The 26,461-nt window shown below is 68.5% G+C and carries 26 protein-coding genes; 3 read left to right on the forward strand and 23 right to left on the reverse strand.

Features of this window, described 5'->3' with window-relative positions; genetic code table 11:
* Positions 1-6: 6 nt before the first annotated feature.
* From nuoL to U9J23_RS13925, 13 genes are all read right to left on the reverse strand, one after another.
* The gene (nuoL, locus tag U9J23_RS13865) at positions 7-1,899 is read right to left on the reverse strand and encodes an NADH-quinone oxidoreductase subunit L (protein WP_326598429.1); all 1,893 of its coding nucleotides are present in this window, start codon (positions 1,897-1,899) and stop codon (positions 7-9) included.
* Positions 1,900-1,956: 57 nt separating this feature from the next.
* On the reverse strand, positions 1,957-2,256 hold the full coding sequence (gene nuoK / locus U9J23_RS13870) for an NADH-quinone oxidoreductase subunit NuoK (protein ID WP_006554035.1): 300 nt from the start codon (positions 2,254-2,256) through the stop codon (positions 1,957-1,959).
* Positions 2,253-3,044, reverse strand: coding sequence for an NADH-quinone oxidoreductase subunit J (locus U9J23_RS13875; protein ID WP_059381037.1), 792 nt, complete (start codon positions 3,042-3,044; stop codon positions 2,253-2,255). Before U9J23_RS13875 ends, nuoK begins: the two co-directional genes overlap by 4 nt.
* Positions 3,041-3,586, reverse strand: coding sequence for an NADH-quinone oxidoreductase subunit NuoI (gene nuoI, locus U9J23_RS13880; RefSeq protein WP_059381036.1), 546 nt, complete (start codon positions 3,584-3,586; stop codon positions 3,041-3,043). The genes U9J23_RS13875 and nuoI overlap by 4 nt, the downstream gene beginning before the upstream one ends.
* Entirely contained in the window at positions 3,586-4,890 is a 1,305-nt protein-coding gene (gene nuoH / locus U9J23_RS13885) for an NADH-quinone oxidoreductase subunit NuoH (protein WP_059381035.1), read from the reverse strand. Before nuoH ends, nuoI begins: the two co-directional genes overlap by 1 nt.
* Positions 4,887-7,355, reverse strand: a complete 2,469-nt coding sequence (locus tag U9J23_RS13890; protein ID WP_085468358.1) for an NADH-quinone oxidoreductase subunit G — start codon at positions 7,353-7,355, stop codon at positions 4,887-4,889. The genes nuoH and U9J23_RS13890 overlap by 4 nt, the downstream gene beginning before the upstream one ends.
* Positions 7,352-9,538, reverse strand: coding sequence for an NADH-quinone oxidoreductase subunit NuoF (nuoF, locus tag U9J23_RS13895; RefSeq protein WP_145709811.1), 2,187 nt, complete (start codon positions 9,536-9,538; stop codon positions 7,352-7,354). Before nuoF ends, U9J23_RS13890 begins: the two co-directional genes overlap by 4 nt.
* The gene (locus tag U9J23_RS13900) at positions 9,535-10,839 is read right to left on the reverse strand and encodes an NADH-quinone oxidoreductase subunit D (RefSeq protein WP_059381033.1); all 1,305 of its coding nucleotides are present in this window, start codon (positions 10,837-10,839) and stop codon (positions 9,535-9,537) included. The genes nuoF and U9J23_RS13900 overlap by 4 nt, the downstream gene beginning before the upstream one ends.
* Entirely contained in the window at positions 10,836-11,549 is a 714-nt protein-coding gene (locus tag U9J23_RS13905) for an NADH-quinone oxidoreductase subunit C (RefSeq protein ID WP_059381032.1), read from the reverse strand. Before U9J23_RS13905 ends, U9J23_RS13900 begins: the two co-directional genes overlap by 4 nt.
* The gene (locus U9J23_RS13910; protein ID WP_059381031.1) at positions 11,546-12,100 is read right to left on the reverse strand and encodes a NuoB/complex I 20 kDa subunit family protein; all 555 of its coding nucleotides are present in this window, start codon (positions 12,098-12,100) and stop codon (positions 11,546-11,548) included. The genes U9J23_RS13905 and U9J23_RS13910 overlap by 4 nt, the downstream gene beginning before the upstream one ends.
* 101 nt (positions 12,101-12,201) lie before the next feature.
* Positions 12,202-12,561, reverse strand: a complete 360-nt coding sequence (locus U9J23_RS13915) for an NADH-quinone oxidoreductase subunit A (protein WP_016935086.1) — start codon at positions 12,559-12,561, stop codon at positions 12,202-12,204.
* Between the two features lie 259 nt (positions 12,562-12,820).
* A complete protein-coding gene (locus U9J23_RS13920; RefSeq protein ID WP_080678464.1) occupies positions 12,821-13,225 on the reverse strand; it encodes a response regulator transcription factor in 405 nt (134 codons plus the stop codon).
* Between the two features lie 80 nt (positions 13,226-13,305).
* Positions 13,306-13,554 (reverse strand): hypothetical protein, encoded by a 249-nt coding sequence (locus U9J23_RS13925; RefSeq protein ID WP_226949846.1) that lies wholly within the window; start codon positions 13,552-13,554, stop codon positions 13,306-13,308.
* 334 nt (positions 13,555-13,888) lie between these two features.
* Here U9J23_RS13925 and U9J23_RS13930 point away from each other — a divergent pair, with 334 nt between their 5' ends.
* Positions 13,889-14,917 carry an iron-siderophore ABC transporter substrate-binding protein gene (locus U9J23_RS13930; RefSeq protein ID WP_059381029.1) on the forward strand — a complete coding sequence of 343 codons (1,029 nt, stop codon included), beginning with the start codon at positions 13,889-13,891 and terminating at the stop codon, positions 14,915-14,917.
* Between the two features lie 64 nt (positions 14,918-14,981).
* On the opposite strand, the gene U9J23_RS13935 is transcribed toward U9J23_RS13930, so the two are convergent.
* From U9J23_RS13935 to U9J23_RS13950, 4 genes are all read right to left on the reverse strand, one after another.
* The gene (locus tag U9J23_RS13935; protein ID WP_059381028.1) at positions 14,982-15,650 is read right to left on the reverse strand and encodes a methionine ABC transporter permease; all 669 of its coding nucleotides are present in this window, start codon (positions 15,648-15,650) and stop codon (positions 14,982-14,984) included.
* 13 nt (positions 15,651-15,663) lie between these two features.
* The gene (locus U9J23_RS13940) at positions 15,664-16,683 is read right to left on the reverse strand and encodes a methionine ABC transporter ATP-binding protein (protein ID WP_059381027.1); all 1,020 of its coding nucleotides are present in this window, start codon (positions 16,681-16,683) and stop codon (positions 15,664-15,666) included.
* Positions 16,683-17,519, reverse strand: coding sequence for a MetQ/NlpA family ABC transporter substrate-binding protein (locus U9J23_RS13945; RefSeq protein ID WP_059381026.1), 837 nt, complete (start codon positions 17,517-17,519; stop codon positions 16,683-16,685). Before U9J23_RS13945 ends, U9J23_RS13940 begins: the two co-directional genes overlap by 1 nt.
* Positions 17,520-17,580: 61 nt before the next feature.
* The gene (locus U9J23_RS13950; protein ID WP_085468537.1) at positions 17,581-18,609 is read right to left on the reverse strand and encodes an isopenicillin N synthase family dioxygenase; all 1,029 of its coding nucleotides are present in this window, start codon (positions 18,607-18,609) and stop codon (positions 17,581-17,583) included.
* 351 nt (positions 18,610-18,960) lie between these two features.
* On the opposite strand from U9J23_RS13950, the gene U9J23_RS13955 reads away from it, so the two are divergent.
* Positions 18,961-19,578 carry a DJ-1/PfpI family protein gene (locus U9J23_RS13955; protein WP_059381025.1) on the forward strand — a complete coding sequence of 206 codons (618 nt, stop codon included), beginning with the start codon at positions 18,961-18,963 and terminating at the stop codon, positions 19,576-19,578.
* The gene (locus U9J23_RS13960) at positions 19,575-20,096 is read left to right on the forward strand and encodes a MarR family winged helix-turn-helix transcriptional regulator (RefSeq protein ID WP_059381024.1); all 522 of its coding nucleotides are present in this window, start codon (positions 19,575-19,577) and stop codon (positions 20,094-20,096) included. The genes U9J23_RS13955 and U9J23_RS13960 overlap by 4 nt, the downstream gene beginning before the upstream one ends.
* Here U9J23_RS13960 and U9J23_RS13965 read toward each other — a convergent pair.
* From U9J23_RS13965 to trpB, 6 genes are all read right to left on the reverse strand, one after another.
* On the reverse strand, positions 20,063-20,947 hold the full coding sequence (locus U9J23_RS13965) for an acyl-CoA thioesterase II (protein WP_085468362.1): 885 nt from the start codon (positions 20,945-20,947) through the stop codon (positions 20,063-20,065). The two genes, U9J23_RS13960 and U9J23_RS13965, sit on opposite strands and share 34 nt — an antisense overlap.
* On the reverse strand, positions 20,944-22,365 hold the full coding sequence (gene pyk / locus U9J23_RS13970; RefSeq protein WP_059381022.1) for a pyruvate kinase: 1,422 nt from the start codon (positions 22,363-22,365) through the stop codon (positions 20,944-20,946). Before pyk ends, U9J23_RS13965 begins: the two co-directional genes overlap by 4 nt.
* A gap of 91 nt (positions 22,366-22,456) precedes the next feature.
* Positions 22,457-23,350 (reverse strand): TM2 domain-containing protein, encoded by an 894-nt coding sequence (locus U9J23_RS13975; RefSeq protein WP_229579292.1) that lies wholly within the window; start codon positions 23,348-23,350, stop codon positions 22,457-22,459.
* On the reverse strand, positions 23,347-24,381 hold the full coding sequence (gene lgt / locus U9J23_RS13980; RefSeq protein ID WP_059381020.1) for a prolipoprotein diacylglyceryl transferase: 1,035 nt from the start codon (positions 24,379-24,381) through the stop codon (positions 23,347-23,349). Before lgt ends, U9J23_RS13975 begins: the two co-directional genes overlap by 4 nt.
* On the reverse strand, positions 24,378-25,181 hold the full coding sequence (gene trpA, locus U9J23_RS13985) for a tryptophan synthase subunit alpha (RefSeq protein WP_059381019.1): 804 nt from the start codon (positions 25,179-25,181) through the stop codon (positions 24,378-24,380). Before trpA ends, lgt begins: the two co-directional genes overlap by 4 nt.
* Positions 25,178-26,452: a tryptophan synthase subunit beta gene (gene trpB / locus U9J23_RS13990; protein WP_059381018.1), complete on the reverse strand. Its 1,275-nt coding sequence runs from the start codon at positions 26,450-26,452 to the stop codon at positions 25,178-25,180. Before trpB ends, trpA begins: the two co-directional genes overlap by 4 nt.
* Between the last annotated feature and the right edge of the window lie 9 nt (positions 26,453-26,461).

A 26,461-nucleotide genomic window follows, 5' to 3' on the forward strand; every position in this document is an offset into this window, starting at 1 on the left:
CCCCCATCACAACGTCACCAGGACGAGCGCGCCGACCACGACGGTCGCGCCGGCGAACATGTACAACGCGTACGAGCGGACGAAGCCGGTCTGCAGGCGGCGCAGTCCGCGCGAGAGCGCACCGATCCCGGTGGCGGCGCCGGTGACGGAGCCGTCGATGCCGGTGGACTCCACGGCATCGAGGGCGCGCACCAGACCCTGACCGGGACGCATGAACACCGCTTCGTTCACGGCGTCGCCGTAGAGGTCGCGGCGTGCGGCGACGGTCAGCGCCGACACCGCCTCGGGCGCCGTCTCCGGGACCGGTTCGCGGGCGTACTGCCGGTAGGCGACGGCGACACCGGCGAGCACGACCGCCAGAGTGACGGTGGTGACGAGCCAGACGGGCAGGCCACCTTCGTGATGGTCGTAGCCGACGACGGGTTCGAGCCAGTGCTGCAACGCGCCACCGAGCACCAGCAACCCGCCGGCGCCGACCGAGCCGACGGCGAGTGCGATCATCGGCCAGGTCATCGAGGCCGGCGACTCGTGCGGGGCGGCGTCGGGCGCCCAGCGCCGGTCGCCGAAGAAGGTCAGGATCATCACGCGGGTCATGTAGAAGGCGGTCAGCCCCGCACCGAGCAGCGCGACGACACCGAGCACGATGCCTTCGACACCGCCGGCGGCAAACGCCACCTCGATGATCTTGTCCTTGGAGAAGAACCCGGCGAACGGCGGGATCCCGATGATCGCGAGATACCCCAGCCCGAAGGTGGCGAAGGTGATCGGCATGACCGCGCGCAACCCGCCGAAGCGGCGCATGTCGGTCTCGTCGTTCATCGCGTGCATCACCGAGCCGGCACCGAGGAACAACCCGGCCTTGAAGAAGCCGTGGGTGAGCAGGTGCAGGATCGCGAAGGCGTACCCGGCGGGACCGAGACCGGCGGCGAGCACCATGTAGCCGATCTGGCTCATCGTCGATGCCGCGAGCGCCTTCTTGATGTCGTCCTTGGCGCAGCCGATGATCGCGCCGAAGAGCAGCGTCGCTGCGCCGACGATCACCACCGCGAGTCGCGCGGCCGGTGCGGCGTCGAAGATCGCGTTCGCGCGGACCACGAGGTAGACACCGGCGGTGACCATGGTCGCGGCGTGGATGAGCGCGGAGACCGGGGTGGGGCCCTCCATGGCGTCGCCGAGCCACGACTGCAGTGGCAGCTGGGCGGATTTCGCACACGCGGCCAGGAGGAGGCACAGGCCGATCGCGGTTACGGTGCCCTCGCTCGCCGCGGGCACCGCGGCGAAGACCGTGTCGTAGTCGAGGCTCCCGAAGGTCGCGAACATGATCATGAGGGCGACGAGCAACCCCATGTCGCCGACGCGGTTGACGACGAACGCCTTCTTCGCGGCGGTCGCGGCGGTGGGCTTGTACTGCCAGAAGCCGATGAGCAGGTACGAGGCGAGACCGACGCCCTCCCATCCGACGTACAGGACGAGGAAGTTGTCGGCGAGGACGAGTACCAACATCGCCGCGAGGAACAGGTTCAGATAAGCGAAGAACTTCCGACGCTCCGGATCGTGCGCCATGTATCCGATCGAATAGAGATGGATCAGCGAGCCCACGCCGGTGATGAGCAGTACGAAGCAGATGGACAGCGCATCGAGCCCGAGTCCGAGATCGACCTGCAGTTCGCCGACCGGCACCCAGGTGAACACGGTCTGCTGTGCGAGTCTCTCGCTCGCGTCGAGTCCGAGAAGTCCGACGAACATGACGACGCCGCCGACGAAGGAGGCGACCGCCGTGGCACATCCGAGCAGATGTCCCCAGCCGTCGCTGCGACGCCCGAGGAGCAACAGAACGAACGCGCCGGCCAGGGGCAGTGCCGGTATCGTCCACAGCGCCGAGTTCAGGAACGAAGTCATGCCGCGTGTCCTCTCGGTTCGTCGTGGGCTCTCACACTCACCGTCCTCGTGGAATCGTCAGTACTTGAGCAGGTCGGCGTTGTCGACGGAGGCCGATCTCCTCGTCCGGAAGATCGTCACGATGATCGCGAGGCCGACGACGACCTCGGCGGCCGCGACGACCATCGTGAAGAAGGCGAACACCTGTCCGTGGAGATTGCCGTGCATCCGCGCGAACGTGACGAACGCCAGGTTGGCGGCGTTGAGCATCAACTCGACGCACATGAACACGACGATGGCGTTGCGGCGGAGGAGAACTCCCACTGCGCCGATGGTGAACAGCAGTGCGGACAGGTAGAGGTAGTTCTCGGGGTTCATCGCCGATCCTTCCTCGCGTCGTCGCCGGGTTCGCGCAGGCCCAGATCGGCGTGGTCCCAGTCGCGTCCGATGCGGCCGAGCAGCTCACCGACCGACAGTTCCGAGAATGTTCCGTCCGGGAGCAGGGCCGGGACGTCGGCGGCGTTGTGGCGGGCATAGACACCCGCGGCCGGCAACGGAGTGACCCGCTCCCCGTCGCGGAACCGGCGTGCGGCGAGTTCGCGTTGGGTCTGCCTCGGCTGCAGACGTTCCCGGTGGGCGAGCACCATCGCCCCGACGGTGGCGGTGATGAGCAGCGCTCCGGTGAGTTCGAACGCCCAGACGTAGTCGATGAACAGCAACACCGCGATACCCTCGACGTTGCCGCCGGCGTTGGCGGCGTCGAGTCCCGCGAAGCCGGAGACCGCGGTGTTCCCGATGCCGCCGATGAGCATCACCGCGAATCCGACAGCCACGACGATCGCGAGAACGCGCTGCCCCTTGATCGTTTCGACGAGGGAATCGGCGGAGTCGATACCGACGAGCATGAGCACGAACAGGAACAGCATCATCACGGCACCGGTGTAGACGACGACCTGCACCACACCGAGGAACAACGCGTCCTGCGCGATGTAGAAGACGGCGAGCACGATCATCGTCATGGCGAGGAACAGCGCCGAGTACACGGCCTTCGGAGCGACGACGACGCCGAGCGCCCCGAGTACTGCGACGGCACCGAGGATCCAGAACTGCACGGCCTCCCCGGTGGAGGTCGTGGTGAGTTCGGCGGCGAGCAGGGCAGTGGTCACCGGCCCTCCTCCCCGTCGGTGGCGGATGCGTGTTCCGGGACGGGGATCGTGCCCCGGTAGTAGTCCTCGTCGGTGGCGCCGGGCGCCATGGGATGCGGAGGTGGTTGCATCCCGGGTTCGAGGGGTGCGAGCAGACGGTCCTTCTCGTAGATCATGTCGGTGCGGTTGTCGGAGGCCATCTCGTACTCGTTCGTCATCGTCAGCGCGCGGGTCGGGCACGCCTCGATGCACAGTCCGCAACCGATGCACCGCAGGTAGTTGATCTGGTAGACGCGCCCGTACCGTTCGCCGGGCGAGTACCGCTCTTCGTCGGTGTTGTCGGCGCCCTCGACGTGGATCGCGTCGGCCGGGCACGCCCACGCGCACAGTTCACAGCCGATGCACTTCTCGAGTCCGTCCGGATACCGGTTGAGCTGGTGGCGTCCGTGGTAGCGGGGTGCGGTGGGTCTCTTCTGTTCCGGATACTGCTCGGTGTTGGGCTTCTTGAACATCGTCGTGAGCGTCACACCGAAACCGGCGAGCGGGCCGCGGAATTCGACCATCACGATCCTCCTGGGAGACGACCCGCCGAGGCGGGCGGACTCGATCGGGTGCTCGACCGAGCAGGTAGTGGCGGCACGGGGAAGCCACCGGCCATGGCGTCGAACTCCGCGTCGACGTCGGCCGGCGGTTCCGTCGCCTGGGCGAGGCGCCGGGTCCGCCGCCCCCGCACGGTGAGGTAGGCGAACAGCAGAGCGGTGGACAGTACACCGGCGACGATGAGGCTCGCGGTGCCGGGCAGGACGTCGTCGGTGTCGAGGATGCGCAGCGCGGCCGCGATCATCACCCACACCACCGAGACGGGGATGAGCAGTTTCCAGCCCAGGGCCATGAACTGGTCGTACCGCAGTCGCGGCAGGGTGCTGCGCAGCCACACGAAGACGAACAGCACGACCCACACCTTGATCACGAACCACAGCAGCGGCCACCAGCCCGAGTTCGCGCCGCTCCACAACGTCAACGGCCACGGCGCGTGCCAGCCGCCGAGGAACAGGGTGGTCGCGAGCGCGGAGACGGTGACCATGTTGACGTACTCCGCGAGCATGAACATCGCGAACCGTAGCGACGAGTACTCGGTGTGGAAACCGCCCACCAGCTCACCCTCGGCCTCGGGCAGGTCGAAGGGAGCGCGGTTGGTCTCCCCCACCATCGACACCGAATACACCAGGAAGGACGGCAGCAGCAGCACGACGAACCACAGGTCGTTCTGCGCGGCGACGATGCCCGAGGTCGACATCGTGCCCGCCTGCAGGAAGACCGCGGCGAACGCGAGTCCCATCGCGATCTCGTACGAGATGACCTGCGCGGTCGAACGGAGCCCGCCGAGCAGCGGATAGGTCGAACCGGAGGCCCAGCCGGCGAGCACGATGCCGTAGACACCGACGGAGGTGATCGCCAGGACGTAGAGCACCGCGACCGGAAGATCCGTGAGCTGCAACGGCGTCCGGTTCCCGAGAATCGACACCTCCGGCCCGAACGGGACGACCGCGAACGCCATGAACGCCGGGGCCGTCGCGATGATCGGGGCGAGCATGTAGATCGGCTTGTCCACCCCGGTCGGGATGATGCCTTCCTTGAGCGCGAGTTTCAGGCCGTCGGCGACGGTCTGGAACAGTCCTTTCGGCCCCACCCGGTCGGGTCCGACGCGCATCTGCATCCAGGCCATGATCTTGCGTTCGGCGAGGATCATCACGAGCGTCGTCAGGACGAGGAACGCGAAGATCGCCACGGCCTTGACGACGACGAGCCACCACGGGTCGATGCCGAACATCGACAGATCCACGGGCTGCTGGGCGGTGACGCTCATCGCGGATCCTCCTCGACCGATCCGGAACCCGGCGTGGCGGCCCGGATCCGCACCACATCACCGGAGGCGACGCCGAGCTCGACGTGCACCATCGATCCCGGGGATGCGGTGGGCAGCCAGACGACACGGTCGGGCAGGTCGTCGACCACCAGCGGCAGCGTGATCGAGCCGCGCGCGGTGGAGACGGTGAGCGAATGATGGTCGGCGGCGCCGATCTCCGCGGCCGTCGCGGCCGACAGCCGGGCGACGGGTTCGTGCGCCGTTCCGGCGAGGTGCGGTTCGTCGTCCTGCAACCGGCCCGCGTCGAGCAGCATCCGCCAGGTGGCCAGGACCGCTTCCCCGAGGACGGGACGTCGCGGAGACCGCGGGGACACTTCCGGCATCTCCGGGACGGTGCCCGCCCATCGTCCGAGTTCCGTGAGTTCGTGGCGCAGGGTCTCGACGTCGTGGGGGCCGGGATCACCGAGACCGGCATCGATGTCCATCGCGTCGGCGATCGCCGCGAGCACCCGATGGTCGGGCAGTGCCCCGGTGTCACGGAGCGCGATCGGGAAGGCTCGTTCGCGCCCCTCCCAGTCGAGGAAGCTCCCGGCCTTTTCGACCACCGGCGCGACGGGGAAGACGACGTCGGCGCGGTCGGTCACCGCGCTGCGTCGCACTTCCAGACTCACGACGAATCCGGCACCGTCGAGACCCGCGAGTGCGGCATCGGGGTCGGGCAGATCGGCGGGATCGACGCCGGCGACCACGAGCGCACCGATTTCACCCTCGGCGGCCGCAGTGAGGAGGGCGGCGGTGTCGCGACCCGGTTCCGTCGGCAGGGTGCCGGCCGGGAGACCCCACGCCGACTCCGTGTCGCGCCGGGCCTGCGGGTCGCGGACCGGGCGACCGCCGGGGAGAAGTGTCGGGAAGGCACCGGCCTCGAGTGCTCCGCGATCACCGGCGCGGCGCGGGATCCACGCGAGGCGGGCTCCGGTCCCGTCGGCGAGGGCCGCGGCAGCGGACAGTGTGCCGGGCGACGCTGCAGCCCTCTCCCCCACCAGCACGATCGCACCGGGAGCTCCGAGCGCAGCCGCGACGTCGGCGGATGCGCCGGTGCGGATCGCGTCGAGTGCGTGCGCCTCGCCGCCCGGCACGCACTGTTGGACCCGCCCCGACAGCTTGTGGACGCCGCGCGAGGCGAAGGGGGCGATCGCGAAGACCTGCAACCGGTTCCGGCGGACCGCCTTGCGCAGCCGCAGGAACACGATCGGCGATTCCTCCTCCGGTTCGAATCCGACGAGCAGCACCGCGGGCGCGCGGTCGAGGTCGCGGTAGGTGACGTCGAGGCGCCGTCCGGCGACCCGCGAGGCGAGGAAGGCCGTCTCCTCCTCCGACAGGGGACGGCTACGGAAGTCGATGTCGTTGGTGCCGAGCGCCGTTCGCGCGAACTTCGCGTACGCGTAGGCGTCCTCGACGGTGAGCCGGCCGCCGGTGAGCACCCCGGCCCTACCGCGCGCCGCCGCCAGCCCGCGGGCGGCGACGCCGAGCGCCTCGATCCACGAGGCGGGGACGAGCGCTCCGGTGTCGTCGCGGACGAGCGGTGTCGTGAGGCGATCGTCGGCAGTGGCGTAGGTGAACGCCCAGCGTCCCTTGTCGCAGTTCCATTCCTCGTTGACCTCGGGGTCGTCCCCGGCGAGGCGGCGCAGCACGGCACCGCGACGATGATCGGTGCGTTGGGCGCAGCCACTCGCGCAGTGTTCGCACACGCTCGGCGTGGAGACGAGATCGAACGGGCGGGCGCGGAACCGGTAGGCGGCGCCGGTGAGCGCGCCGACCGGGCAGATCTGGACGGTGTTGCCGGAGAAGTACGACTCGAACGGTTCTTCGGTGTAGATACCGACCTGCTGCAGCGCCCCGCGGTCGAGCATGTCGACGAACCGGTCGCCCGCGATCTGGTCGGCGAAGCGGGTGCACCGCGCGCACAGCACGCACCGTTCGCGGTCGAGGAGCACCTGCGAGGAGATCGCGATGGGTTTCGGGTAGGTGCGTTTGGTGTCCTCGAAGCGGGATTCGGCGCGCCCGTTGGACATCGCCTGGTTCTGCAGCGGGCACTCGCCACCCTTGTCGCACACCGGGCAGTCGAGCGGATGGTTGATGAGCAGCAGTTCCATCACGCCGCGCTGGGCCTTGTCGGCCACCGGTGAGGTGAACTGGGTGCGCACGACCATCCCGTCGGTGACCACCGAGGTGCACGAGGCGAGCGGTTTGCGTTGGCCCTCGACCTCGACGAGGCACTGGCGGCACGCGCCGACCGGTTCGAGCAGCGGGTGATCGCAGAACCGCGGGATCTGGACCCCGATCAGTTCGGCGGCACGGATCACGAGAGTGCCCTTGGGCACGGCGATCTCGGTGTCGTCGATGGTGACGTTCACGAGGTCGGTGGTCTCGGACTTCTCCGCACCGGCACCGGACACGGCGGTCATCGCTCGTTTCCTTCCGCTGGAGTGTCGGCGGCGAGCGTCGACAGATGCGGGTCGAACGGGCAGCCGCCGTGCTCGAAGTGGGCGAGGTATTCGTCGCGGAAATACTTCAGCGACGACGTGATCGGGCTCGTCGCGCCGTCCCCGAGCGCGCAGAACGCCCGGCCGAGGATGTTGTCGGAGATGTCGAGCAGCTTCTCCAGGTCGGCCTCGGTACCCTGACCGTGCTCGAGCCGCTCGAGGATCTGCACGAGCCACCAGGTGCCTTCGCGGCACGGCGTGCACTTGCCGCACGATTCGTGCGCGTAGAACTCGGTCCAGCGCAGCACCGTACGGACGACACAGGTGGTCTCGTCGAAGATCTGCAGGGCCCGGGTCCCGAGCATCGACCCGGCGGCGGCGACGTTCTCGTAGTCCAGGGGGACGTCGAGGTGTTCGTCGGTGAAGATCGGGGTCGACGAACCACCCGGTGTCCAGAACTTGAGCCGGTGACCGGCGCGCACTCCACCGGCGTAGCCGAGCAACTCCCGCAGCGTGATGCCGAGCGGGGCCTCGTACTGGCCGGGGGTGGTGACATGCCCGGAGAGCGAGAACATCGCGAAACCCGGTGATTTCTCGGTGCCCATCGAGCGGTACCAGTCCACACCGTTGCGGATGACGAGCGGGACGTTCGCGATGGATTCGACGTTGTTGACGACGGTGGGGCACGCGTACAGGCCGGCGACGGCGGGAAAGGGTGGGCGCAGGCGTGGTTGGCCGCGGCGTCCTTCGAGGGAGTCGAGCAGCGCCGTCTCCTCACCGCAGATGTATGCGCCTGCACCGGCGTGGACGACGAGTTCGAGGTCGTACCCGGAGCCGAGGATGTCGCGTCCGAGGTAACCGGCCTCGTAGGCCTCCGCGACCGCGGCGTGCAGGCGCCGCAGCACCGGGACGGCTTCCCCGCGGAGATAGACGAACGCGTGCCGGGCGCGGATCGCATACGCGGCGATGATCACGCCTTCGACGAGGGCGTGCGGGGTAGCCAGCATGAACGGGATGTCCTTGCAGGTGCCCGGTTCGGATTCGTCGGCGTTGACGACGAGATAGTGCGGTTTGTCGTCGCCCTGCGGAATGAACGACCACTTGGTGCCCGTGGAGAATCCGGCGCCGCCGCGACCGCGGATCCCGGAGTCCTTCACCGCGGCGATGACCGCATCCGGCTCCATTCCGAGTGCGATGGGCAGGGCCTCGTATCCGCCGTGCCGCCGGTAGGTGTCGAGGGTCCACGCCTGTTCCTCGTCCCAGTAGCGGGTGAGCACGGGGGTCAGACCCGTCGGGGATTTCCCGACGGTGACGACGGCCTCGTCCTTCGCCGGGGGTTCCGGTGCCTGCATGTCGTGCTCGCGGGCGACCTCGAGCCCGGCGAGGGAGGCCGGTCCGGCGGTACCGGCGGCCTCGAGTACACCGGGCCGGTCGTCGGGGATGCCTGCGAGCAGGCGCGCGGTGTCGCGGAAGCTGCGCAGCGGTGCGCCGCGCGTCGGTGTGGGTGTGCCGCCGGCGAGCAGGTCGTCGACGAGTTCGATCGCGGAGTCGACGGTGCGGTTGTCGAACAGTTCCCAGTCGACGGTCATCACCGGGGCGTAGTCGCAGGCCGCGTTGCATTCGATGTGCTCGAGGGTGATCGCACCGTCGGCGGTGGTCTCGTCGTGTCCGACGCCGAGCCGGGTGCACAGCGCGGAGAAGATCTCGTCGCCGCCCATCGTCGCGCACAGCGCGTTCGTGCACACTCCGACGTGGTGGCGGCCGGTCGGCGAGCGACGGTACATGGTGTAGAAGGTGGAGACGGCGGCGACCTCGGCGCCGGTGAGTCCGAGCCGCCGGGCGCAGAACTCGATGCCGGCCGGCGTGATGTAACCGTCCTCCGCCTGCACGAGGTGCAGCAGCGGCAGCAGCGCCGATCGTGGCTGCGGGTAGCGCGCGACGATCCGGTCGGCGTCGGCGTCGAGGCGGGCGCGGACGTCGTCGGGATAGCGGCGCGGTGCGTCGGGCGGGGTGAGATAGGTGTCCTCGTCGGGTCGCGGCCCGAGCGGCACGAGGACGGGTTCGCGCCCGGCCGGTTCGGTCATCGGCACGGCGGCGGTGGTCTCGCTCGTGGCCGCGGTGCCGGCGGTCTCCGAGCCCGCGGCCCGCACGAATTCGGTGCTCATCGGTCCACTCCCCCCATCACCGGGTCGATGCTGGCGACGGCGGCGATCACGTCGGAGACCATGCCGCCCTCGCACATCGCCGCGACGGCCTGCAGATTCGTGAACGACGGGTCGCGGTAGTGCACGCGGTACGGGCGTGTGCCGCCGTCGCTGACCATGTGGACGCCGAGTTCGCCGCGTGGCGATTCGACGCCGATGTAGACCTGTCCCGCCGGAACACGGATGCCTTCGGTGACGAGCTTGAAGTGGTGGATCAGACCCTCCATCGACTCGCCCATGATGTGCCGGATGTGGTCGGGCGAGTTGCCGAGTCCGTCCGGTCCGAGCTGCAGTTTCGACGGCCAGGCGATCTTGCCGTCCTGAACCATCACCGGTCCGGGGCGGAGCCGGTCGAGGCACTGTTCGACGATCTTCAGCGATTCGCGCATCTCCCCGATCCGGACGAGATAGCGCGCGTAGCAGTCGGATCCCTCGGCGGTGACGACGTCGAACTCGTAGGTCTCGTAGCCGCAGTAGGGTTCGGCGCGGCGCAGGTCGTAGGGCAGTCCGGTGGACCGCAGGATCGGTCCGGTGATCCCGAGGGCCATGCAGCCCGTGAGATCGAGGCAGCCGATGTCGCGGGTGCGTGAGATGAAGATGGGGTTGTCGGTGAACAGGGCTTCGAGGTCGGCGAGCCGGCCGGGCAGGAGCGCGAGCAGGTCGCGGATCATCGGCACGGCCTCGTCGGGCAGGTCCTGGGACAGTCCGCCGGGCCGGATGTAGGAGTGGTTCATCCGCAGTCCGGTGATCGTCTCGAAGACGTCGAGGATCAGTTCGCGTTCGCGGAAACCGAACAGCATCGGGGTGGTCGCGCCGAGTTCCATGCCACCGGTGGCCAGCGCCACCAGGTGCGAGGAGATGCGGTTGAGTTCCATGAGCATCACCCGCACGACCTGCGCGCGTTCGGGGACGAGATCCTCGATGCCGAGCAGCTTCTCGACGCCGAGGCAGTAGGCCGTCTCGTTGTGGAACGGGGCGAGGTAGTCCATGCGCGTGACGAAGGTGACGCCCTGCGTCCAGTTGCGGAATTCGAGGTTCTTCTCGATTCCGGTGTGCAGATAGCCGATTCCGCAGCGGGCCTCCGTGACGGTCTCGCCGTCGATCTCGAGGATCAGGCGCAGCACCCCGTGGGTGGACGGGTGCTGGGGGCCCATGTTGACGACGATGTGGTCCTCACCGCTGTCGCGTACGGCAGCGGTGATGTCGTCCCAGTCGCGTCCGACGGCGTCGAAGACGGTCTCGGTCGCGGGTTCGCTCGTCACGTGTACGCCCTCCGTTCGTCGGGTGGTGGGATCCGGGCGCCCTTGTACTCCACCGGGATTCCGCCGAGAGGGTAGTCCTTGCGTTGGGGATGTCCGTGCCAGTCGTCGGGCATCTCGATGCGGGTGAGCGCGGGGTGCCCGTCGAAGACGATTCCGAAGAAGTCGTAGGTTTCGCGCTCGTGCCAGTCGTTCGTCGGGTAGGTGCGGTAGAGCGACGGGACGTGTGGGTCGCTGTCGGGGATCGCGACCTCGAGCCGTATCCGACGGTTGTGGGTGATCGAGACGAGCGGATACACCGCGTGCAGTTCGCGGCCCGTCTCCTGCGGGTAGTGCACCCCGCTGACCCCGAGGCACAGTTCGAAGCGGAGGTCCGCATGGTCGCGCAGGGTGCGGGCCACCAGCGGCAGATGTTCGCGGCGGACGAAGACGGTCAGCTGGTGGCGGTGCACGACGACCTTCTCGACCGCCTGGGCATAGCCGACGCCGGTGTCGCCGGATCGCTCGTCGAGGACGTCCTCGAGCGTGTCGACGAGGGCGTCGAGGTACCCGCCGTAGGGTCGCTCGGTGCTGCCGGGCAGCGTCACCCGGCGCACGAGGCGGCCGTAGCCGCTGGTGTCACCGGATCCACGCACCCCGAACATGCCGCGTCGGACGGCGATCACCTCGTCGGCGCGGTCGTGGTCGGATCCTGTCCGTTCGAGATCGGTCATCGCGGCGGCACCGTCAGTTCGATGAGGGGACGTTGGGCCAGGGCCGCTTCCTCGGCGGCGCGGATCGCCTCGGCCCGGTTCACACCCAGGGGCATCTGCGCGATCTTCTCGTGCAGCGTGAGGATGGCGTGCAGGAGCATCTCGGGCCGGGGCGGGCAGCCCGGGAGGTAGATGTCGACGGGGACGACGTGGTCGACCCCCTGGACGATCGCGTAGTTGTTGAACATGCCGCCCGACGAGGCGCACACGCCCATCGCGAGCACCCACTTGGGTTCGACCATCTGGTCGTAGACGCGGCGCAGGGCGGGGGCCATCTTCTGGCTGACGCGGCCGGCGACGATCATGACGTCAGCCTGTCGCGGGGAGGCCCGGAAGGCCTCCATACCGAAGCGGGCGATGTCGTAGCGGCCACCGGCGGTGGCCATCATCTCGATGGCGCAGCACGCGAGCCCGAAGGACGCCGGCCACAAGGAGCCCTTGCGCGCGAAACCGGCGAGGGTCTCGACGGTGCTGAGCAGGAAACCGCTGGGGACCTTCTCCTCGATGCCCATCGCCCGTCACCTCCCCCGGAATCGGACCGGACGCCCGGCCGTGGGTCGCCCGTTCTCGTAACCCGTTCGCTTGCAGGACATCCCGTCGTGTACGCGGGTCGTCAGTCCCATGTCAGGCCTCCTCGTTTCCACTCGTAGGCGTAGGCGACGAAGACGTTGAACATGAACAGCGCCATCGCCGCCAGACCGAAGACGCCGAGCGCGTCGAAATGGACCGCCCACGGGTACAGGAAGACGATCTCGATGTCGAAGATGATGAACAGCATCGCGGTGAGGTAGTACTTCACCGGGAAGCGGCCACCTCCCACCGGCTGGGGTGTGGGGTCGATGCCGCACTCGTACGCGTCGAGCTTGGCGCGGTTGTATCGGCTCGGGCCCGCGAGGCTCGCCACCGCGACGGAGAAGACCGCGAAGGCAAGCGCGATGCCACCGAGTACCAGGATCGGTACGTAAGCGTTCATGCGACCTCCGGTTGCTCGCGCGAATCCGGCCGCGGGTCTGCTCGTCGCCCGCGAACCCACCCCCGCCGCGCACCGGGCGGTTCCGCCCCGGCCCAGGGTTGTGAGTCACGGCACACACTAGTGCTGTTCGCGTCGGACTTGTCGCGATTTCACGCCCTCGATTCGGGGCGGCGTGTCGGGCTGCTCGACAACCGGAAGGGGGGTAGATTCTCCGGCCCCACATACGAGTTCGCGGCCGGGCGGTCGCGCGCCGGAAGGGTCAGGAGGGGCGCGAGCGAGGGGTGAGCAGCGCGAGGACCTGCCGGCCGAGCCGGATCGGGTCGACGGGATGACGCAGCGCCACCTCGGCGCCCGACCAGCGGGCGAGCCATTCGTCGTCGGCCCGGGCGATCAACACGATGATCGGCGGGCACGAGTCGAGTTCGTCCTCGAGTTGTTTCGCGAGGCCCATGCCGCCCGCGGGGGCGGCCTCACCGTCGAGCACGGCGAGGGCGATGTCGCCGGCGTGCATGCGTTCGACGACGACCGGCGGTGTCGCGACCTCGACGTAGTCGAGTGGAGGCAGATCCGGGTGCAGGCGGGTACCGAGGGCATCACGAACCTGTTGCCGCACGGTCGCATCGTCGCTGTAGACGAGGATGCGCAGCGAGTCGGTCACGGGCAAGATGCTAACCGAGCACACCCGCCCGTCCGGGGAACCCGCGTGTCGCGGCGGCGCCGCGACGTCGGCGGGCCGGGACGAGCTCAGGATCCGCTACCGAGCGGATGCCACCGTTCACGGATCTCGGGACGGGTCGCGGTCTCCGTCTCGTCGTCGTGGATGATCGAGGCGGGCGCGATCATCAGGTGCGCCAGCACGATGCACGCGCCGGTGAGCATGGCGAATGCGGCACCGATCAGATACGACCCGGTGAACACCGCAGCCAGGAATCCGATCGTGAGCATCCCCGTGAGTGCGATGATCGCGAGAATCCGCCGACTCGAGCGTGGCATCGAATCGGACCTCTCGTCCGTGGATGCAACCATGAGCATCTCCGTTCCTCCCCGGAACGGCGCATCTCGTACTCCCGCATCCACTCATCGTTCCCGGTCGACGAATCGTCGGTGATGAGCAGACCCCCGCGGTGGCCGAGTGCGGCCGTCCCCTCCTCCGCTCGGACCGTGAGCGGTTTCGGTAACAGAATACTATCAAATGTGACATTCGTCTTGTGCTCTGTTTGTGGGACATCACGAAGTTGTGGACGGCCCGGAAATCTGTCGGTAACCGACAGTCCCTTCAGAAGGTTAGGCTCACCTCTCGAACCGGTCCGATCAGTGAGAGGTACCCATGAATTTCCTGTCCCCGCGCCGCCTCGGGTCACGCGCGGTAGTCGTGCTCGCCGCCGTCGCACTCACCGCCTGCTCGTCCGGTGGTGGCGACGACTCGAACGGTTCTCCGACCGGCGACTTCGAACCCGTCGCGATCGAGCACGCGCTGGGCACCGCCGAGATCGACGCGCAGCCCGAGAGGGTCGTGACACTCGGGATGGGTTCGGCCGAGACGGCGATCGCACTGGGTGTCACCCCGGTGGGGATGGAGGAATATCCCTGGGGCAGCGACGAAACCGGATATCTGCCCTGGATCCACGAGGAACTGACCGAACGCGGCGAGCCGCTGCCCGAGCAGTTCACCGGTGGCGCCGAGGTGGACGTCGAGGCGATCGCCCGACTCGCTCCGGACGTCATCCTCGCGCCGTGGTCCGGCATCACGCAGGAGCAGTACGACCTGCTGTCGGCGATCGCCCCGACCGTCGCCTACCCCGAACTGCCCTGGACGATCACCTGGCAGGATCAGATCGAGACCATCGGCACCGCGCTCGGCAGGCACGACGAGTCGCTGGGTCTGATCACGGGGATCGAGGACACCTTCGAACGCACCGCGGCCGAGCATCCCGAATACGCCGGGGTGACGTTCTCGTACATCTACAACACCGGTCCCGGAACGCTCGGGGTGTTCATGCCCGACGAGCAGCGCGTGGCGATGGTCCGCGGACTCGGGCTGACGGTCGATCCGGTCGCCCGGACTCTCGAGGAGACCGAGGGCACCGACTCTGCGGTCATCGGCCTCGAGAACGCCGGACTGCTGTCGGAGTCGGATCTGATCTTCACGTTCTATTCCGACCCCGCGAACCGCGCGGAGATCGAATCGCAGCCGGTCTACCAGCAGATTCCGGCGATTGCACGCGGGTCGTTCGTCGCGCCGGAGGAACAGCCGTTCGTCACGGGATCGTCGATGATCAATCCGCTCACAGTGCCGTGGTCCCTCGACCGCTACGTCCCGCTCGTCGACGAAGCGATCGCGAAGCTCGACCGCTGAGCCGGACGCACCGGTGGTGCGCCCGGCTGTGGGGCGTCACCGCCGGCGTGTCCGACTCCGGGCGTCACCGCCGGTGTGCGAGCCTGCGGACCATCAGATCACCGATCGACTGCATGATCTGCACCATCACGATGAGCACGACCACCGCGAGCAACAGCACCGGAGTGTTGAACCGCTGGTAGCCGTAGACGATCGCGAAGTCGCCGAGACCGCCGCCGCCGATGACACCGGCCATGGCCGAATAGCCCACCAGCAGCACCAGGGTGAGGGTGGCACCGGCGATCAGCGGGGACAGCGCTTCGGGCAACAGCACCTTGCGCACGATCTGCGCGTTGGTGGCCCCCATCGCCTGGGCCGCCTCGACCCGGCCCCGGGGAACCTCCCGTAGAGCGGATTCGACGATCCGACCGAAGAACGGGATGGCACCGATGGTCAGCGGCACGATCGCCGCGGTCGGTCCGATCGCGGTGCCCACGATGAAGCGGGTGAACCCGATCAGCGCGATCAGCAGGATGAGGAAGGGCAGCGACCGGAAGAGGTTGACGATCACGCCGAGAACGGTGTTGAGCGTCCTGCGCGGCCACAGTCCGGACGGGGACGTCAACTGCAACACGATCCCGACGAGCACACCACCGACGACGGTGAGCACGAAGGACACCGCAACCATGTAGAGCGTCTCGAGGGTGGCTTCCCACACCTCCGGGAATGCCTCGTACCACTGCAGTTTGTTCATCGCGCCTGCACCGTCATTCCGTGAGTCCCTCCAGTTCGGCTTCCGTCCCCCACGCCAGGGTCAGATACGGGCGATCGGCCACGAATCCCTCGATGAGCGTCCGATCGGTGCCCGCCGTGAACCGCAGGCGCATCCGGCCCACGGTGACGCTGCCGACCTGTTCGACGCGGCCGCCGACCACAGCGATGTCGGCATCGAGCTCGCGGATCATCTCCGCGAGCCACGGTCCGTGCGCGGCATCACCGATTGCGGTGACCAGCGCCGTGTCCGCGCCCGATCCCGTCGACGGGTCGGTACCGACCGGGACGAGTGCGTGCCCGAGCGCCGACTCGGGATCGGCGACGAGATCGACGATCCGGCCCGTCTCGACCACCTGCCCGGCGTCGAGTCGCGCGGCCGAGCTGCAGATCCGGCGCAGCACCCCGAGTTCGTGGGTGATCACCACGACCGTGACACCCAGGCGTCTGTTCACCTCGGCGACGAGATCGAGGACCTGATCGGTGGTGTCCGGGTCCAGGGCGCTCGTGGCCTCGTCGCACAGCAGTACCTCGGGTTCGACGGCGAGTGCGCGGGCGATGCCCACGCGCTGCTGCTGTCCACCGGACAACTGCGAGGGATAGCTCTCCCCCTTGCCGGCCAGGCCGACGAGATCGAGCAGCTCGAGCGCCCGCTTGCGGCGCTGGTCCTTGTCGATCCCCGCCACTTCGAGCGGGAATTCGACGTTCCGGATCACGGTGCGCGAGTGCAGCAGGTTGAACTGCTGGAAGACCGTCCCGATCCGGCGACGCGCCGCTCGCAGTTCCGCGCCGGACAGGGTCGACAGGTCGTCCCCGCCGAGCAGGATCCGTCCCGAGGTGGGTCGCTCGAGCAGGTTCAGACAGCGCAGAAGGGTGGACTTGCCGGACCCGGACGGGCCGACGATGCCGTAGATCTCGCCGTCGGGGATCTCGAGCGACACCCCTCGCAACGCCGCGACCTCCCCGGAGCGCCCGGCTCCGGGGAAGGTCTTGACGAGGTTCTCGACGACGATCATCAGTTCGTCGGGTGGACCGGCAGCACGGCGCCGGAGTAGGTCTCCTCGATCCAGGCAGCCGTCTCGGGCGACTCGAGGGCCTCGGCCAGGGCGGTCACGGCCGGGTCGTTCTCGTTCTCGGCCCGCACGACGAGCAGGTTGGAGAAGGGGTTGTTCTCGACCTCTTCGGTGACGATGGCGTCCTCGGCCGGGTTCAGGCCGGCTTCGAGCGCGTAGTTGGAGTTGATCACGGCGGCGGTGATCTGGGCGTCGTCGAGCTGACGGGCGAGCTGCGGACGCTCGATGGCGACGAGGTTCAGATTCTTCGGGTTGGCAGTGATGTTCGATTCGGTCACCACCGACAGGTCGGCCTCCTCGAACGGAACGTCCATCTCGAGCAGACCGGCCGACTCGAGCAGGTACAGCGCGCGGGCGTAGTTGGTGGTGTCGCGCGGCACGGCGACGGTGTCGCCGTCCTTCAGGTCGTCGAGCGAGGCGATCTTGTTCGAGTAGAGGCCGATGGGCTCGAGGTGCACGTCGGCGACGGCGACGAGGTCGTCGACACCCTTCTGCTTCTGCCAGTCCGTCAGGTACGGCTCGTGCTGGAAGAAGTTCGCGTCGACGTCACCGGCCTCGAGCAGTTCGTTGGGATCGACCTCACCGGTGATCTCGACGATGTCGAGCTTGTAGTCGCCCAGCGCCCCGGTGCTCACGATCTGGTCGAGGATCTCGACGTGCGGGGTGGACGACGCCGAGATCCGGAGGGTGGTGTCGTCACCTTCGGACGACGAGCAGGCCGCGAGACCCGCAGCGAGGGTGAGCGCGGCGGACGCGACGACGATACGACGCAGTGACATCGGGTGGATACCTTCCGTTGGGAATGCGGGGACGTTGGAAATACGGGGACGGACAGATCGATTATCGGGGTGCGGCGAAGCGGGCGAGGAGATCCGCGTGAAAACGCTCCGCCACGTTCGGATGTGCCCGCAGGCGGGACTTGAGTGCGTTGAGGCCGTAGACGGCGTGCAGCGTGCCGCCGTGTGCGTCGGGGCCGACGCCGCGGGCGGCCGCGGCCAGATCCGCGGGCAACTCCACCGCCGGGAGTTCGCGGTCGAGACCGGGATTGAGGAAGAAGGGCAGCGACACGCGGTCGGTGCCCGCCGGGGGCGGCAGCACACGATGGACGGTCGCCTGGAGGTAACCGCCGGTGGCGACCTCGAGGAGTTCGCCGATGTTGACGATGAAATGTCCTGGGAGCGGGTCGATGTCGACCCACCGTCCGTCGCGTTCGACCTGGAAGCCGGTGCTCCCGGGCTCGGGATACAGCAACGTCAGCGCGCCGACGTCCTTGTGGCTGCCGACCCCTTGACCGGTGACCGAGCGGTCGTGCCCGGGATACCGCGCGATCTTCAACAGCGGATCGGGATCGGCGAAGGCCTCCTCGAAGTGATCGGCGGGGGCACCGAGGGATTCGGCCCACGCGCCGAGCAGCCGGCGTCCGACGTCACCGGCCTCGTCGATCCAGCGCAGGGCGAGCTCGCGCAATCGGGGGACCTGCTCGGGCCACAGATTGGGGCCGTGCAGCACCTCCCAGGGGCGATCGGGGTCGATCCCGGCAACGGCGTCGCGTTCCGGGCCGATGTCGAGCTGTTCGCGCCAGTCGACGTAGCCCTGGGTGCGTTCGCCACCGACACGGGTGTAGCCGCGGAAGTGGGGTGAGCGGATGTTCTCGATCGCGAGCTTGTCCGCCTCGGGGAGAGCGAAGAATTCGCGGGCCGCCGCGACGAGTTCGTCGGCGAGCGCGGGGTCGATCCCGTGACCGGCGAGATGGAAGAACCCGATCTCGTGGGTGGCCTCCCGGAGGCGATCGAGCAGGGCGTTGCGTGTGGTGTCGTCGCCGTCGAGATCGGACAGATCGATGACGGGCAATACCGTCGAATCGGACATGATGTGCCTTTCGAACCGCATCGGATGCGAGGAATTCCCGGTCACCGCCGGATCGTCGGTCACAGCGGACTCAGGGGAATCGTGAGAGCAGTGCGAGCAGCCCCGACAGGGGTGATCAGCGGCAACGACAACACGCAGGAGCCACGGCGCTTCGAGCGCGTGTGCTCACAGTCTGCGCGTGAGTGTTGCCCATGTTCTCCTCCGATGAGGTCGCGTGCGACCTTCGACGACAGTGGCGCCACGACGTGGTCCTGATCAAGGCTAATCGCCGCCTCGACCACCCGGCAAATCACCGTCGACCGGCAGTGCGACACCATTGACAGCAGACTGCCGTTTTGTCAGCATATTGTCATGACCGAAACAGTTCACGTCGCCGTGTACGACACCCTGGCGGACTGGGAGATCGGATACGTCACGCCACACATCGCGGATCCCGAATGGCAGCGCAACCCCGGCCGGTACCGCGTCCGTACCGTCGGAGCCACGACGGAACCGGTCACGACCAAGGGCGGACTCCGCATCCTTCCCGACACCGTGCTCGCAGACGTCACGCCGGAGGACAGCGCGATGCTGATCCTCGCGGGCAACGACATCTGGCCGACCGACGCCTACACCCCGTTCGTCGACAAGACCCGGCAATTCCTCGACGCCGGCGTTCCGGTGGCCGCGATCTGTGGCGCGACCGGAGCGCTCGCGGCTGCCGGCCTGCTCGACGAGCGGCCGCACACGAGCAACGCTCGGGAATTCCTGCAGAGCGTCGGATACGGTGGCGCCGATCTGTACCGGGACGAACCCGCGGTCACGGACGGCGATCTCATCACCGCGAGCGGCATCGCCCCGGTCGACTTCGCCCGCGCGATCTTCGCCCGGCTCGACATGTACGAACCGCGCGTCCTCGACGCCTGGTACGCCCTCTACGGCGAGCGCGACCCGCGCGGCTACTACGACCTCATGGCGTCCGGGTCGTGACGGAACAGTACGCGGCGGGGCAGAACGCGAGTGAGCAGAACGCCGCCGAGCAGCACCCGGCCGAGCTGCTCAGCGCGGCCGCACTGACGGCCTTCCGCCTCAACGGGCAGTTCCTCGCGCTGGCCGAGAGCCTGGCGCGTCCCGTGGGCCTGACCGCGGCCTGGTGGCAGGTCCTCGGTGCGGTCTCCCCCGAGCCACTGCCGGTGTCCGCGATCGCCCGCGAGATGGGCATCACCCGGCAGAGCGTGCAGCGCATCGCCGATCTCCTCGTCGACAAGGGCCTGGCGGAGTACCGACCCAATCCGGCGCACCGTCGCGCCAAACTCGTCGCGATGACGCCTGCCGGCCGCGACGCGATCCGGGCCATCGGCCCCGCCCACGCCGACGCCGCGCGAGCCCTGTGCGAGGAGACCGGTGCCGAGGAACTGGCGCGGATCGTGGAGGGCATGCGTGCGTTGTCGGCCGCCCTCGATCGGTCGGCCGATCAGCTCCCCGACGGGCGACGCGGCGGGAAGTGACGGATGAGCCCTTCCTGCACGACGGTCGCGACGAGTTCGCCCTCGATGGTGAAGTAGCGGCCCGTCGCCATCCCACGGGAACCGGCCGCCACCGGGGATTCCGTGGCGTACAGGTGCCATTCGTCGAAGCGGAGCGGACGGTGGAACCAGATCGAATGGTTGACCGTCGCCGCCACGATCCGGTCGAGCCCCCACGACAGGCCGTGCGTGGTGAGGATCGAATCGAGGACGGTCGTGTCGGACGCGTAGGCCAGCGTGGCGACGTGGAGCAGCGGATCGTCGGGCAGTTGCCCGTCGGCGCGCATCCACACGCGGTTGTGGCCGAGCTTCTCCCCCGTTCCCCGCAACACCCAGGCGGGGTCGTTGGCGTACCGCATGTCGATCGGCTTGAGCGCGCCGACGAAATGCGGCAACTGCTCCTCGAAGCCGCGCAGGCGTTCGCCGATCGGCGGGAGCGCTTCGGGCAGTGGAACATCAGGAACGGTCACCGAGTGTTCGAGGCCCTTGCCCCACCGCTGGAAGGCGGCGAGCATGACGAACAGTTCCTGGTCGTCCTGGTAAGCGGTGACCATTCGGTTCGCGAAGTCGCGGCCGTCCCGGTGGGTGACGACGTGGTAGTCGATGGGCCGCTTGACGTCGCCGCCCCGGATGAAATGGGCGTTGATCGCGTGCACCGGACGATCACCCACGGTGCGTCCGGCCGCGATGAGCGCCTGCGCGACGAGCTGACCGCCGAAGGTGCGGCTGCCGACCTGTGCGGGATGACCGCCACGGAAGACGTTCTCCTCGACCTGCTCCAGATCGAGCAGGCCGAGGAGAACGTCGAGATCCGTCGTGTCCGACAGTGTCACCGGCTGTCTTTCTCGCCCAGCCGGTGCACGTGGATGAGGTTGGTCGAACCCGAGCGTCCCGGAGGCGCCCCGGCGACGATCACCACGAGATCGCCGCGCTGGTACCGACCGAGCGACAGCAACGCCGCGTCGACCTGTTCGACCATCTGGTCGGTGGTGTCGACCGGCTCGACCGAGAAGGTCTCGGTGCCCCACGTCAGCGCCAGCTGGTTGCGGATGTGCGGGACCGGCGTGAAGGCGAGCAGCGGCAGCGGGGTGTGCAGCCGCGCGAGTCGTCGCACGGTGTCGCCCGACTGGGTGAACGCGACGAGCGCCTTGGCGTCGAGACGCTCGCCGATGTCGCGGGCAGCATACGAGATGACACCGCGCTTGGTGCGCGGAACATGCGTCAGCGCAGGCACTTCCGTCGAATCCGACTCGACGGCGGCGATGATGCGCGCCATCGTGCGGACCGTTTCGACGGGGAACTTGCCGACCGATGTCTCACCCGAGAGCATCACGGCGTCGGCACCGTCGAGCACGGCGTTGGCCACGTCGGAGGCCTCGGCGCGGGTGGGACGCGAGTTCTCGATCATCGATTCGAGCATCTGCGTCGCGACGATGACGGGCTTGGCGTTCTCGCGCGCAATCTGGATCGCGCGCTTCTGCACGAGCGGCACTTCCTCGAGCGGAAGTTCGACGCCGAGGTCGCCACGCGCCACCATGACCGCGTCGAAGGCGAGGACCACGGCCTCGAGATTCTCGACGGCCTCGGGCTTCTCGAGCTTGGCGATCACCGGCACGTGCCGACCGACGCGGTCCATGACCTCGTGAACGAGTTCGACGTCGGCCGGCGACCGCACGAACGACAGGGCGATGAAGTCGACACCGAGGCGCAGGGCGAACTCGAGATCCTCGATGTCCTTCTCAGACATGGCCGGAACGGAGACGTTCATCCCCGGCAGGGAGACACCCTTGTTGTTGCTGACGGGTCCGCCCTCGATGACGCGGCAGACGACGTCGTTGCCCTCGACCGCCTCGACGACCAGTCCGACCTTGCCGTCGTCGACGAGCAATCGGTCGCCGGCGACGGCGTCCTGAGCGAGTTCCTTGTAGGTGGTCGAGACGCGGTCGTGGTCTCCGACCACGTCGTCGACGGTGATGCGGACTACTTCACCGTGTTCCCACACGGTGCGGTCCTCGGCGAATCGTCCGAGCCGGATCTTCGGCCCCTGGAGATCGGCGAGGATGCCGACGGCGTGCCCGGAGGCCTCCGACGCAGCGCGGACCCGGTTGTAGTGGCCCTCGTGGTCGGCGTGTTCACCGTGGCTGAAATTCAGGCGGGCGACGTCCATTCCGGCGTCGACGAGATTCCGCAGGACATCGGGGTCGGCGGTGGCCGGCCCCATAGTGCAAACGATCTTGGTGCGTCGGGTCACGCTTCGAGCCTAGCCTCCGAGCCTGCGAGCCTCCATCCCAGCACCCTGGCGCGTGTCGCCGGGGTGCTGACGGGACGGAGACGTCGGGATGTCACGGACGGAGCTGGCGTCCGTTCTTGTCGCGGACCTTGCCGGTGAGCATGAGGATGCCGTCGATGAGCGGCCAGATGCCTCCGATACCGCAGGTGAGCCATGTGACGGCGATCTGCGCGACCGCCGTACCCGGCTGGTCGAGGTAGAAGCGTCCGGCGCCGAAGGGGCCGAGCAGGATCTCCAGCACACCGGCGGTGACCTTGCTCTTGTCGGAGTACGGCTCGCCGGTGTAGGGATCGCGTCCGAAGGGGGCTGCGGCGTCGCGACCGTACGGGTTCGACGGGTCGGGGTATCCGTAGGCGGGCATCACCCCGTAGCCGGGCGGCGGACCGTATCCCTGCCCGCCCTGCGGCGGCGGACCGTAACCCGGCGCCTGGTGCGATCCCTGCGGACCGGTGTACCGCCCCTGTGACGGGTCCTGCTGCGGGGACCCGATCGGGAAGTGCGGATCGGGGGTCCCGTAGACCGGTCCGGTGCCGGTCTCGGGCCGGCCCTGATGCTCGCCGTAGGGATAGTCGCCCGGGGACGGATAGTCGGACTCGTGCTCGGCCGGCGGCGGGTAGCTGGGCGTGGTACCCCAGCCCGGTCCGTTGCCGACACCGGAGTAGGTGTCCCACCCCGGCCCCGGGGTACCGGTGGCACCACCGAGGGAGTCGAGGGTCGGCGGTTGAGCGGACAGCGACGCCTGCGCGGTGGCGTCGTAGTCGAACGCGCGTCCGAGATCGGGCGGCGGGGTGTGTTCGCTCTCCGAGGACCGCTCCGGCGTATCGGCGCCGGAGGCGGACTCGCTCGGCTTCGTCAGGTCGGGCTTGGCAGGCTCCGTCTTGTCGGGCTCCGGCTTGGCAGACTCCGAATCGGATGCTCCCGAAGTTCCCGGGTCCTGTGTGGTCACGAGTGATCCCCCTTGCTGTCTCCGGACGTCGCTTCGTCGACTCTACCGGCGGCGGACGACGAGCTGCCCGAGGCGGCATCCGCCGAGTCCGAGCTGCCCGACTCGGCATCCGCCGAGTCCGAACCGTCCGACTCGACATCCGCCGACGCCGGGGCGGAACCGGCCGGGTTCAACGACGCCGGGTCCTCGCGGCCCTTGCGTGCGAGGACGAAGTAGGCGACCGCGAGCACGAACACGATGCCCGAGGTGAACGTGTTGATCCGGATACCTGCGATCTGGGTCGCCGCGTCGGTGCGCATGAGCTCGATCCAGAACCGGCCCGCGCAGTACCCGGCGACGTACAGGGCGAACAGGCGTCCGTGGCCGATCGTGAACCTCCGGTCGACGAACACCAGCAGCAGCACGACGAGGACGTTCCACAGCAGCTCGTAGAGGAATGTCGGGTGCACGACGAATGCCACCTCGCCGGTGGACACACCGTCGACCAGCCCGGGCGCGACCTGTCCGGCGTCGTTGCGCCGTTCGTAGATCTCGAGGCCCCACGCCACCGTGGTCTCGCGACCGTAGAGTTCCTGGTTGAACCAGTTGCCGAGACGTCCGATGGCCTGCGCCAGCAGGATGGCCGGGGCGAGGGCGTCCCCGAAGGCCGGAAGCGGGATCCCCCGCCGACGGCACCCGATCCACGCACCGAGCGCACCGAAGGCGACCGCACCCCAGATGCCGAGGCCGCCCTCCCAGATCTTCAGGGCGTCGACCGGGTCGTTGCCGTCGCCGAAGTACTTCTGCCAGTCGGTGGCGACGTGGTAGAGCCGCCCACCGATCAGGCCGAAGGGCACCGCCCACACGGCGATGTCGAGGACGGTGCCGGCCTGTCCGCCGCGCGCGACCCAACGGCGGTCGCCCCACCAGATCGCCACGACGATCCCGACGATGATGCACAGGGCGTAGGCGCGGAGGGCGAACGGTCCGAGATACCAGACGCCCTGCGGCGGACTCGGCAGATAGGCCAGAACAGACGCAGTGGATGTCACGAGTGCACGTTAGCGGAGCGAACGCCCTTCGCGAGATCCCGAGTCAGTGCGAGCAACGCGTCGTGCCCCTCGGCGACGGCGGAGACCAGCGCCGAGCCGACGATGACACCGTCTGCGTAGCCCGCGATCTCCGCGGCCTGGGCACCGTTGCGCACACCGAGACCGACACCGACCGGGATGTCGGAATGCGTGCGCACCCGGGCGACGATCTCCGGCGCGCGGTTGTCGACGCTGTCGCGGGCACCGGTGACGCCCATGGTCGAGGTGGCGTAGACGAAGCCGCGGCACTTGTCGAGGGTGGTCGCGAGGCGCTCGTTGGTCGACGACGGTGCGACCAGGAAGATCCGGCCGAGTCCGTACTTGTCGGCTGCGGCGATCCATTCCTCCGCCTCGTCCGGGACGAGGTCGGGCGTGATGATGCCGAGTCCACCCGCGGCCGCGAGGTCGCGGGCGAAATTCTCGACGCCGTACTTGATCACGAGGTTCCAGTAGGTCATCACGACCGCGGCGCCACCGGCGGCCGTGATCGCTTCGACGGCCGGAAAGACGTCGCGGACTCGGACGCCGTTGGCGATCGCTTCGAACGCCGCGTTCTGGATGGTGGTGCCGTCCATCACCGGGTCGCTGTAGGGGATGCCGACCTCGATGAGATCGCAGCCACCCTCGACGAGGGTCTTCATCGCCTCGACGGAGCGCTCGACGGTGGGATAGCCGACCGGCAGGTAACCGACCAGTGCGGCGCGGTTCTCGGCGCGGCAGGTCGCGAAGATCTCGGTCAGGCGTTCGTGCGGGGCGCTCACTGGGCTGCTCCTTCGGTGCCGGTCCGCTCGGCGGACTCGGACTCGGACTCGTCGGTCGGCAGGTAGCCGAACCACTTGGCGGCGGTGTCGACGTCCTTGTCCCCGCGGCCGGAGAGGTTGACCAGGACGATGGCACCCTTGCCGAGTTCGGGACCGAGCTTCACGGCACCGGCGACGGCGTGGGCCGACTCGATCGCGGGGATGATGCCCTCGGTGCGGCACAGCAGCGCGAAGGCCTCCATGGCCTCGCTGTCGGTGACGGCGCGGTACTCGGCCCGGCCGGTGTCGGCGAGCCAGGCGTGTTCGGGGCCGACGCCGGGATAGTCGAGACCCGCGGAGATCGAGTGCGATTCGATGGTCTGGCCGTCCTCGTTCTGCAGCAGGTACGAGAACGCGCCGTGCAGAGCACCGTGGGTGCCGCCGCCGATGGTGGCGGCGTGCCGTCCGGTCTCCACGCCGTCTCCCCCGGCCTCGCAGCCGACGAGCTTGACGGACGGGTCGTCGATGAACGGGTGGAAGATGCCGATCGCGTTCGATCCGCCACCGACGCAGGCGACGACGGCGTCGGGCAGGCGACCGGTGAGCTCGCGGATCTGGACGCGCGCCTCGAGACCGATGATGCGCTGGAAGTCGCGGACCATCGCCGGGAAGGGGTGCGGGCCGGCGGCGGTGCCGAAGCAGTAGTAGGTGTTGTCGGCGTTGGTGACCCAGTCGCGCATCGCCTCGTTGATCGCATCCTTGAGGGTGCGCGAGCCGGTCTTGGCGGCTATGACCTCGGAGCCGAGCAGACGCATGCGCGCGACGTTGAGAGCCTGTCGTTCGGTGTCGACCTCGCCCATGTAGACGCGGCACTCGAGACCGAGCAGCGCGCACGCTGTGGCGGTGGCGACGCCGTGCTGGCCGGCACCGGTCTCGGCGATCACGCGGGTCTTGCCCATGCGCTTGGCGAGCAGTACCTGCCCGAGCACGTTGTTGATCTTGTGCGAGCCGGTGTGGTTGAGATCCTCGCGCTTGAGGAAGATGCGCGCTCCGCCGGCGTGTTCGCTCAGGCGGGTGGCCTCGTAGACCGGGGACGGGCGGCCGGTGTAGTCGCGCTGCAGGCGGTCGAGTTCGGCGAGGAAGCCGGGATCGACGCGTTCCTTCTCGTAGGCAGCGGTGACCTCCTCGATCACCGCCATGAGCGCCTCGGGCACATAGCGGCCACCGAAGACTCCGAAATGGCCGCGGACGTCGGGTTCGTGCGCGGTCGGAGTGGCGAGGGCTTCGCTCATCGAGGGAAG

The sequence above is a fragment of the Rhodococcus sp. PD04 genome, assembly GCF_035918275.1.
Taxonomy (GTDB): domain Bacteria; phylum Actinomycetota; class Actinomycetes; order Mycobacteriales; family Mycobacteriaceae; genus Rhodococcus; species Rhodococcus rhodochrous.

Excerpts from the sequence above, each read along its gene's own strand:
- nuoI (WP_059381036.1), bottom strand. The coding sequence starts at position 3,586 with ATGGTCGAATTCCGCGGCCCGCTCGCCGGTTTCGGTGTGACGCTCACG.
- trpB (WP_059381018.1), bottom strand. The coding sequence starts at position 26,452 with ATGAGCGAAGCCCTCGCCACTCCGACCGCGCACGAACCCGACGTCCGC.
- U9J23_RS13905 (WP_059381032.1), bottom strand. The coding sequence starts at position 11,549 with ATGACCGATCTCGAACGGACAGGATCCGACCACGACCGCGCCGACGAG.
- U9J23_RS13935 (WP_059381028.1), bottom strand. The coding sequence starts at position 15,650 with ATGAACAAACTGCAGTGGTACGAGGCATTCCCGGAGGTGTGGGAAGCC.
- U9J23_RS13915 (WP_016935086.1), bottom strand. The coding sequence starts at position 12,561 with ATGAACGCTTACGTACCGATCCTGGTACTCGGTGGCATCGCGCTTGCC.
- U9J23_RS13940 (WP_059381027.1), bottom strand. The coding sequence starts at position 16,683 with ATGATCGTCGTCGAGAACCTCGTCAAGACCTTCCCCGGAGCCGGGCGC.
- U9J23_RS13955 (WP_059381025.1), top strand. The coding sequence starts at position 18,961 with ATGACCGAAACAGTTCACGTCGCCGTGTACGACACCCTGGCGGACTGG.
- U9J23_RS13910 (WP_059381031.1), bottom strand. The coding sequence starts at position 12,100 with ATGGGCATCGAGGAGAAGGTCCCCAGCGGTTTCCTGCTCAGCACCGTC.
- U9J23_RS13945 (WP_059381026.1), bottom strand. The coding sequence starts at position 17,519 with ATGTCACTGCGTCGTATCGTCGTCGCGTCCGCCGCGCTCACCCTCGCT.
- nuoK (WP_006554035.1), bottom strand. The coding sequence starts at position 2,256 with ATGAACCCCGAGAACTACCTCTACCTGTCCGCACTGCTGTTCACCATC.
- nuoH (WP_059381035.1), bottom strand. The coding sequence starts at position 4,890 with ATGAGCGTCACCGCCCAGCAGCCCGTGGATCTGTCGATGTTCGGCATC.
- U9J23_RS13925 (WP_226949846.1), bottom strand. The coding sequence starts at position 13,554 with ATGCCACGCTCGAGTCGGCGGATTCTCGCGATCATCGCACTCACGGGG.
- nuoL (WP_326598429.1), bottom strand. The coding sequence starts at position 1,899 with ATGACTTCGTTCCTGAACTCGGCGCTGTGGACGATACCGGCACTGCCC.
- U9J23_RS13950 (WP_085468537.1), bottom strand. The coding sequence starts at position 18,609 with ATGTCCGATTCGACGGTATTGCCCGTCATCGATCTGTCCGATCTCGAC.
- U9J23_RS13930 (WP_059381029.1), top strand. The coding sequence starts at position 13,889 with ATGAATTTCCTGTCCCCGCGCCGCCTCGGGTCACGCGCGGTAGTCGTG.
- U9J23_RS13890 (WP_085468358.1), bottom strand. The coding sequence starts at position 7,355 with ATGACCGCCGTGTCCGGTGCCGGTGCGGAGAAGTCCGAGACCACCGAC.
- nuoF (WP_145709811.1), bottom strand. The coding sequence starts at position 9,538 with ATGAGCACCGAATTCGTGCGGGCCGCGGGCTCGGAGACCGCCGGCACC.